Source organism: Pseudomonas sp. NPDC089428 (genome assembly GCF_044749325.1).
Classification (GTDB): domain Bacteria; phylum Pseudomonadota; class Gammaproteobacteria; order Pseudomonadales; family Pseudomonadaceae; genus Aquipseudomonas.
Window position 1 is genome coordinate 22,316 of the sequence record NZ_JBIVHT010000006.1, and the last position, 8,531, is coordinate 30,846.

Genomic DNA, 8,531 nt, shown 5'->3' on the forward strand with positions numbered 1-8,531 from the left:
CTCAAACCTCCTCCAGTGAATTCATGAACGCTTCCATGTCGGCCCAGTCCTGGTCGGCGGTGCCGCCCAGGGCCTGCAGCTCTTGCGCCAGGGCGGCCAGGTGCGGGCGCTCGAACAGGCTGCGCATGGGCAGCGCGACGCCCAGTTCGGACTTGATCCGGGCAATGACCTGGGCCGCCAGCAGCGAGTGCCCACCCAGGTCGAAGAAGCTGTCGTCGAGGCCGACGCGGGGCACCTGCAGGACTTCCATCCAGATCGCCGCCAGCTGTTGTTCCTGCTCGCTGACCGGTGCGCGGAAGCTGGCCTGCAACTGGCTCGGGTCAGGCGCGGGCAAGGCCTTGCGGTCGAGCTTGCCGCTGGGGGTCAGCGGCAGCTTTGCCAGCAGCACCAGGTGCGCAGGGACCATGTAGTCCGGCAGCGTCGCGCGCAGGCCCTCGCGGATCGCCTGGCGCTGCGCTTCGGCACTGGCACCATCGGCTTCGGTGACCACATAGGCCACCAACTGCCGCCCGCCAGGCATGTCCAGGGCCAGCACCGCCGCCTCGCGTACGCCAGGGCATTGCTGCAGGCGCATCTCGATTTCGCCAAGCTCGATACGGAAGCCGCGCACCTTCACCTGATGATCGACGCGGCCGATGTACTCGATAGCGCCATTGGCGTCGAAACGGGCACGGTCACCGGTGCGGTACAGGCGCTCGCCGGGGACTTCGGGGTCGGGCAGGAAACGTTCGGCGCTGAGCGCGGGCTGGCCGTGATAACCGCGTGCCAGGCCAGGCCCACCGATGTACAGCTCACCGATGGCCCCCGCCGGCACAGGCTGCAGCTCGCCGTCGAGGATGCACAGGCGCCGGCCGGCCAGGCCCTGGCCAATGGGAATGCCGCGCCAGGACACATCCTGCGATGCCAGCGCCGTGCAGTCGTGGATGCTGGACACCACCGTGGCTTCGGTCGGGCCATAGGTGTTGAGCAGGCGCACGCCGCCCAGGCCAGCACGGCGCCACAGGTCGAGGCCGTCGACCGCCATGGCTTCGCCGCCGACATGCACCTGGCGCAGTGCGCCAAACGCTTGTGGGGTGGCACGGGCGTAGTCCTGCACCAGCATGTGCCAGTAGGCAGCTGGCAGGTCGGCCACGGTAATGCCGTGCTGCTGCAGTGCCTGCAGGAAGCTGGCGCTGTCCCACAGGCGGCTGTCGCGCAGCACCACGCGGGCACCGACACACAGCGGTGGGTAGAACTGCTCGACGAACCCGTCGAAGCTGCAGGTGGCGAACTGCAGCACCCGATCATCTACGCTCAGGCGCGAATAGTCGGTTGCCAGTTCGCAGAACTCGGCCAGCGCGCCATGGCTGATGGCGACGCCTTTGGGGCGGCCGGTGGAGCCGGAGGTGTAGATCACGTAGGCCAGGTTGCCGGGCTGCAGTGCTACCTGCGGGGCATGCTCAGGTTGTGCTTCCTGCGCCTGGTCCAGGCACAGGACCTCGATACCCTCAGCCACGGGCAAGTGGTTCAGCAGGCCCGACTGAGTCAGCAGCAGGCGCAGGCCGCTGTCGGCGAAAACCTGGGCGATACGCTCGCTGGGCGCTTGCGGGTCCAGCGGCACATAGGCACCACCGGCCTTGAGCACCGCCAACAGGGCAACCCCCATGTCCAGCGAACGTTCCAAGGCCACACCCACCAGCACCTCAGGCCCGACACCCGACTGCACCAGGCGCTGGGCCAGGCGGTTGCTGCGGCGTTCCAGCTCGGCGTAACTCAGGCTGGCGCCCTGCCCTTCGCCGGCCAGCACCAGCGCGACCGCCTCGGGCGTGCGCGCTGCCTGTGCCTGGAAGCGCTGATGGGCCAGTGCTACTGGCCGCGATGCGGGAGCCTTCAGCGCCCAGCTCTGTAGCAGATTGGATTCTGCAGCATCGAGCACTTGCAGCTCGCCGATTCGACGTTGCGGGTCGGCAAGCGCACTGCGCAGCAAGTTGCACCAATGCCCGGCCATGCGCTCGACGGTGGTGGCGTCGAACAGATCGGTGGCGTAGGTGAAGGCGGCCAACAAGCGCTCGCCTTCCTCGCGGGTCTCCAGCATCAGGTCGCTGGCGGCGGCATGGCTGCGGGCGCTGGCCACGCTCTGTTCGGCGTCCAGGTGCGCCAGCTGCAGGCCGCACCCCAGGCGCATGCCCTGGATGTCGGTGACCAGGGGCTGATGGTTGTACATGACCTGGAACAGCGCGTTGTGGCTCTGGCTGCGGCTGGGCTGCAACGCCTCCAGCAGTGCATCGAACGGCAACTCCTGATGGGCTTGCGCGCCCAGGGCGGTCTGGCGCAGCGCTTGCAACAACTGGGCGAAGGTCTGGCGGCCGTCCAGCTGGCTGCGCAGCACCTGGGTATTGACGAAGAAACCGATCAGCCCCTCGACCTCACCGCGGTTGCGGTTGGCAATCAGGCCGCCGACGCGGATGTCGCCCTGCCCGCTGTAGCGGTACAACAGGGTCTTGAAGGCCGCCAGCAGCACCACGAACAAGGTCACGCCCTGGCGCTGGGCCAACGCCTTCAGGCCATTGCGCAGCTCGGTATCGATGGCGAACTCCAGGCGCGCGCCGGCGTGGCTCGGCTGTGCCGGGCGTGGCCGGTCGGTGGGCAATTCCAGTGGCTCGTGCTCCTCGCCCAGCTGAGCCCGCCAGTAGTCGAGCTGCCGCGCCTGCTCGCCGGCTTCCATCCAGCTGCGCTGCCAGAGGGCGTAGTCGCGGTAGTGCACGGCCAGTGGCGTTAACTGGGCCTGGTTTCCAGCGCTACGGGCGTCCAGGCAGCGCATGAGCTCTTCGATGAGGATGTTCATCGACCAGCCGTCGGCAATGATGTGATGCAGGGTCAGCAACAGCACATGCTCATCCGCCGCCAGTTGCAGCAGCGCCACCCGCAGCAGCGGGCCCTGTTGCAGATCGAACGGCTGGCCGGCCTCGCGGGCGACTTCTTCACGGGTCCGCCGCAGGCGCTGGTCCGCGTCCAGGCCGGACAGATCGACATGGCGAACCTGCGCCTGGGCGCCGCCACCGACACGCTGCAGCGCCTGCCCGTCGACTTCTTCAAACGTGGTACGCAGGCACTCGTGGCGCTGCACCAGGTCGGCAAAGGCCAGGTCCAGCGCCTGGTGATTCAGCTTGCCGAGCAGGCGCACGGCCCCCGGCAGGTTGTAGGCGGCGCTGCCCGGCTCCAGCTGCCAGAGGAACCACATGCGCTGCTGGGCATAGGAGAGCTGGTCGCGGCCGGCGACACCGCTGCAGTCGGGGATCGGGTAGTGGGTGAAATCGACTTGCTCGTCGCGCAGGGCGGCGAAGAAGACACGGCGTTTATCCAGCGGCAGTTCAATGAAGCGGCGCGCCAGCTTCAGGGATTGATCGAGGGTGCTCATAGGTCGTCCGAACCGGTGATGGGAGCCGCCCTGGGCTCCGCGATACCTGTTGAACGAATGGTTCCGGCTTGCATTTAGGCGCTGTTTGCAAAACCTCTCACGCCCATTTGCAGCAGCACGCCGGTGCGCCCGAAGACGCCCCGGCGGTTGCCGCGGTGCTGCGCGGCTCAGCCCGCACCGTGCCCCTCGGCCATCGCCACGATGACCTTGCGCTTGCCGGTGAACGTGCTGCGGGCATGGGCGGCGAGCATGTTGTCGAGCATCAGCACATCACCCTCCTGCCACGGGAAGGCGATGGTGCATTCATCCAGCACGCCGCGCACTTCGTCGAGGATCGAGTCTTCGATGGGTGAACCGTCGCCGTAGTAGACGTTGCGTGGCAGGTCTTCCTCGTCGACGATTTCCAGCAGGCTCTCGCGCACTTCAGGCGGCAGGTTGGAAACATGGAACAGGTGCGCCTGGTTGAACCACACATCTTCGCCGGTACGTGGGTGGCGGGCCACGGCCTGGCAGATCTGGCGGGTGCGCAGTTCGCCGTCATCCTTCCAGTCGCAGCTGATCGCATGGCGCTGACAGTAGGCTTCCACCACGGCCGGGTCGTCACTGTTGAACACCTGTTCCCAGGGCACATCCAGGCCATTGCCGAAGTTGCGCACGTACATCAGCCCATGGCGGTTGAAGCGTTCATGAATGCGCGGGTCGATGCGGCGGAACACCTCGCGGCTGTCGGCGATCGGCGTTTCCCCTCCGCTTTCGGCGGCGATCATGCTGTAGAACCAGATCTTCATCGGCCATTCACGGGTGTAGGCTTGCTCGTTGTGCAGCGGGATCTTCTGGTGCGGCGGGTACTCGGTGGAGGTGTACACGCCTTGGGTGACGTTGCTGCGCGGGGTAGAGCCGAACTCGTAATTCAGCAGCGGGTGGCCGAAGCCGCCGGCAAAGCTGCGGAAGGCCTCGGCGCCGCCCACCTGGAAACCGCGAAAAAGAATGCCACCGGCATCGAGCAAGTGGCGGTCTACCAACTCACGGATCGGCTGCAACGCTTCGTTGAGGTCCAGGCCGGCGTGGGGTGCCTCGACCAGCAGGGGCAGGCTGCACTGACCGGGTAGCAGTGGCCGGGCAAGCAGCTCCAGTGTGGCGCTCATGGCTGCCCCCTTACGGCTGCTGGCCGCAACGGGTTGAACAGCAATTGATCAGGCAGCGCCTGGCTGGCCTTGAAGCAGGTGGCGGCATGCATCCTTCGACCCTCGATAAAATGACGGCAAGCTTCGGCTCGGGCGCGCGTAGCGCACGTCGGGCGTGTGCAGAGGAAACGAGGGGCAGAGGGAGGGATTTAGCGTGGATGGCGTCCCCGGCAGGAATCGAACCTGCACCAGAGTCTTAGGAGGACCCCGTTCTATCCATTAAACTACAGGGACTGAAAGCCACCGGCGATTTTGCTGAGCTGGATGCAGCAATAGCCGGACGGCGAGCATGTTAACCAGCGCGCCACCGTTTGTCATGCCTGAATCGGGCTTTTTGCACGTAGGGGTTTTCTGAGAGGCGATCAGACAATCAACTTTTCCTGACGCAGCAGATCAAGCAAGGCCGCTACCGCCGTTGCCAATTCACCTGAATTGTCGAGCAGGTGTACCGACGATGCCGCCTCCTGTTGAAGCCGGGCATTGCGCGCCAGGCGCTGGTCGACTTGCTCCGGGGTTTCTCGCCCGCGGGCGAGCAAGCGCTCACGCAGCACCTCAGGCTGCACGTCGAGGCACACCGCCAACAGGTCCGGGTAACGCTTGCGCGCGGTAGACAGATAGGCCCGCGAACCATTGACCAGCACCGAGTGCCCTTGCGCCAACCATTGATCCACCTGGGCGGGAATCCCGTACTCCAGGCCATTGGCCTGCCAGTGCATGGCGAATGCGCCCTCCTCGCGCAGCTGGGCGAAGCGTTCGGCGCTCACGCCCTGGGCCGCTTCACCCTTGGCCTCAGCGGAGCGGGTGATGACCCGCCGGGCGATTTCCACCCCTGCGGCAGACAATTGCGCACGAGAAGCATTGATCAGGGAATCTTTTCCCGAACCCGATGGTCCTATCAGAAATATCAGGCGGCCTGAGGCTCCATCTCGGGCGCTTGCGTCATGTTGCATAGCCACTATGCTCTATGGAAGGAAACCCGCGCATTCTAGGTGTTTTCTGTGTCCTTTGCTGCGTTTTACAGGTTTTTGACGGCAAAAGGCTGACGGTGCGGCGAGATGGATAATGCAAAACTTTTCAAACCAGTGCTCATTTCTGATAATTGGTACTGGCAAAAAGCCTTTATCCGGCTCACTATTTGTCACAGAATTGACGCCAAGGAAACGGCGACCATGAGGCAAGATGACCTTCCAAATTTTCATGACGGTTGAACATTTTGTCGTCGCCACGGTCGTACTACCACTCCGTGCGGCCAATTTGAGAACCGCTTCCCCTGAACCAGTAAATCCGGTCAATTTATATGCGCCCAATGAAACAGGCTATTTATTCGAGCCGCACCGCTGACAAGTTCGTCGTCCGCCTGCCAGACGGGATGCGTGAGCGCATTGCCGAGGTAGCGCGCAACCATCACCGCAGCATGAACTCCGAGATCATCGCGCGCCTGGAACAGAGCCTTATCCAGGAAGGCGCGCTGGGCGACGAGCTGAGCATGCGCCTGGACAGCCCGGAGCTGTCGCTGCACGAGCGCGAGCTCCTGCAACGTTTCCGCCAGCTGTCACACCGCCAGCAGAATGCGCTGGTGGCCCTCATCGCTCACGATGTGGAAATGGCGGCCGACGCCTCCTGAGGCCGGCAGCAAGCAGATACGAAAAAGCCAGCGTAAGCTGGCTTTTTTCGTTGCGCTTCATTTGCCTTTGCACAGTGCAGTATCTGTGGGAGCCGCGCTTGCCGGCGATCGAGGGCGAAGCCCTCGCTTGCAGCCTGCAACTTATTTTATTTTCAAAAACCTGGGGCCGCTATGCGGCCCATCGCCGGCAAGCGCGGCTCCCACACCACACGCGCCAACTTCAACGCTTCAGAGCAGGAACAGCGTGGCCAGGCCCAGGAAGATAAAGAAGCCACCGCTGTCGGTCACGGCAGTGATCATCACGCTCGAACCCATGGCCGGGTCGCGCCCCAGGCGCGTCAGGGTCATCGGAATCAGCACGCCCATGAATGCCGCCAGCAACAGGTTCAGCGTCATCGCTGCGGTCATCACCACGCCCAGTGACCAGCTGCCATACAGCCAGAACGCCACCGCACCGATCACCCCACCCCAGACCAGGCCATTGAGCAGCCCCACCGCCAGTTCCTTGCGCATCAACCGGCTGGTGTTGCCTGGCGACACCTGGTCCAGCGCCATGGCGCGGACGATCATGGTAATGGTCTGGTTACCCGAGTTGCCACCAATACCGGCAACGATCGGCATCAGCGCAGCCAGCGCCACCAGTTTCTCGATCGAGCCTTCGAACAGACCGATCACCCGCGAGGCGACGAAGGCAGTAATCAGGTTGATCGCCAGCCACGCCCAGCGGTTGCGCAGCGAACGCCAGACCGAGGCGAAGATGTCTTCCTCCTCACGCAGACCGGCCATGTTGAGGACTTCGCTTTCGCTCTCCTCACGGATCAGGTCGACCATCTCGTCGATGGTCAAACGGCCGATCAGGCGATCGCTCTTGTCCACCACCGGTGCCGAAACCAGGTCATAACGTTCGAAGGCCTGAGCGGCGTCGTAAGCATCTTCCTCAGGGTGGAAAGACACGGGGTCGGTTGCCATGACCTCCGTTACTTTCTTCTCTGGGTCGTTGACCAGCAGACGCTTGATCGGCAGTACACCCTTGAGGATGCCTTCGTAGTCGACCACGAACAGTTTGTCGGTATGGTTGGGCAGCTCTTTCAGACGACGCAGGTAGCGCAGCACCACTTCCAGGCTGATGTCTTCGCGGATGGTAACCATCTCGAAGTCCATCAGCGCACCGACTTGCTCCTCGTCGTAGCTCAATGCCGAACGCACGCGCTCGCGCTGCTGGGCATCAAGGCTTTCCATCAGCTCGTGAACCACATCACGCGGCAGCTCTGGCGCCAGGTCGGCCAGTTCGTCGGCGTCCATTTCCTTGGCGGCAGCCAAGATCTCGTGATCGTCCATGTCGGCGATCAGCGATTGACGAACAGAGTCGGAAACTTCGAGGAGGATGTCGCCGTCGCGATCCGAGCGCACCAGCTGCCAGACCGTCAGGCGGTCTTGCAGAGGCAAGGCTTCGAGGATGTAGGCAACGTCGGCAGGGTGCAGGTCGTCCAGCTTGCGCTGCAGGTCGACCAGGTTCTGGCGGTGGACGAGGCTCTCTACCAGGTCATTATGCTGACCTTCCTGACGATGGGTCAGGTCCTCTACCACACGTTGACGCTGCAGCAGTTCGACCACCTGGGCCAGGCGATCCTGCAGGCTCTCTTGAGCTTTCTTTACTTCTACTTCAGTCATAGGCGAACTCCACTCCCAGCAGCGGAGCACGCCGGGAGAATCAATCAGTCAGATCTAGCTGTATGAATCTTGTTAAGGAGTAACTACTGGGTAAGTCCATGGTGGTTTTCCACAAGCCCCGGCGGGGCTGACGGGCGCAATCATACACTGCCTGGGCGGTCAGATCGCTTAAAATTTTGGCCAGAACAATCGTTTGCGTGATAAAGCTGGGACAACGCTCGAAGCCATCAGTGCGACGGCAGGCGCGCAATAAAAAACACATCAACCGCGCAAAAGTCTGTCGCGCCGGTTTCTGTGCAGTCTAGTCAGGCATCACTGACAAAACAGTGAAACAGAAAACAAAAAGCCCGCTCAATTGAGCGGGCTTCTTGATTGTGTGGCGGACTCAGCAGGATTCGAACCTGCGACCGCTCGGTTCGTAGCCGAGTACTCTATCCAGCTGAGCTATGAGTCCGTGGTGGTAGTTTTAGACCAGATTACCACTGGTGGGTGAAGCGACTTTGCAAGCAGAGCCACTTCAAAAGTGGCGGACTCAGCAGGATTCGAACCTGCGACCGCTCGGTTCGTAGCCGAGTACTCTATCCAGCTGAGCTATGAGTCCGTGGTTGGCAGTTTTAAACCAGATACCGCTGGCGGGTGAAGTGCCTTTGCAAGC

Annotated in this window: 5 protein-coding genes and 3 tRNA genes; 1 reads left to right on the forward strand and 7 read right to left on the reverse strand. The window is 63.1% G+C overall.

Going from position 1 to position 8,531, the window contains the following annotated elements; genetic code table 11:
• Position 1: 1 nt before the first annotated feature.
• The 4 genes from ACIPZ5_RS13285 to phnN all read right to left on the reverse strand — a co-directional run bounded on the left by ACIPZ5_RS13285 (position 2) and on the right by phnN (position 5,531).
• Positions 2–3,397: an amino acid adenylation domain-containing protein gene (locus tag ACIPZ5_RS13285; protein WP_400809079.1), complete on the reverse strand. Its 3,396-nt coding sequence runs from the start codon at positions 3,395–3,397 to the stop codon at positions 2–4.
• Positions 3,398–3,564: 167 nt separating this feature from the next.
• Entirely contained in the window at positions 3,565–4,542 is a 978-nt protein-coding gene (locus ACIPZ5_RS13290; protein WP_343596223.1) for a TauD/TfdA family dioxygenase, read from the reverse strand.
• 198 nt (positions 4,543–4,740) lie between these two features.
• Positions 4,741–4,815, reverse strand: a tRNA-Arg gene (locus ACIPZ5_RS13295).
• 128 nt (positions 4,816–4,943) lie between these two features.
• On the reverse strand, positions 4,944–5,531 hold the full coding sequence (phnN, locus tag ACIPZ5_RS13300) for a phosphonate metabolism protein/1,5-bisphosphokinase (PRPP-forming) PhnN (protein ID WP_400809082.1): 588 nt from the start codon (positions 5,529–5,531) through the stop codon (positions 4,944–4,946).
• Between the two features lie 347 nt (positions 5,532–5,878).
• On the opposite strand from phnN, the gene ACIPZ5_RS13305 reads away from it, so the two are divergent.
• A complete protein-coding gene (locus tag ACIPZ5_RS13305; protein WP_003254499.1) occupies positions 5,879–6,205 on the forward strand; it encodes an Arc family DNA-binding protein in 327 nt (108 codons plus the stop codon).
• 228 nt (positions 6,206–6,433) lie between these two features.
• On the opposite strand, the gene mgtE is transcribed toward ACIPZ5_RS13305, so the two are convergent.
• The 3 genes from mgtE to ACIPZ5_RS13320 form a co-directional block, all read right to left on the reverse strand.
• Complete coding sequence (gene mgtE, locus ACIPZ5_RS13310) at positions 6,434–7,876, reverse strand: magnesium transporter (RefSeq protein WP_343596227.1); 1,443 nt, start codon at positions 7,874–7,876, stop codon at positions 6,434–6,436.
• A 377-nt stretch (positions 7,877–8,253) separates the two neighbouring features.
• A tRNA-Arg gene (locus ACIPZ5_RS13315) sits at positions 8,254–8,330 on the reverse strand.
• 70 nt (positions 8,331–8,400) lie between these two features.
• Positions 8,401–8,477, reverse strand: a tRNA-Arg gene (locus tag ACIPZ5_RS13320).
• Positions 8,478–8,531: the final 54 nt, after the last annotated feature.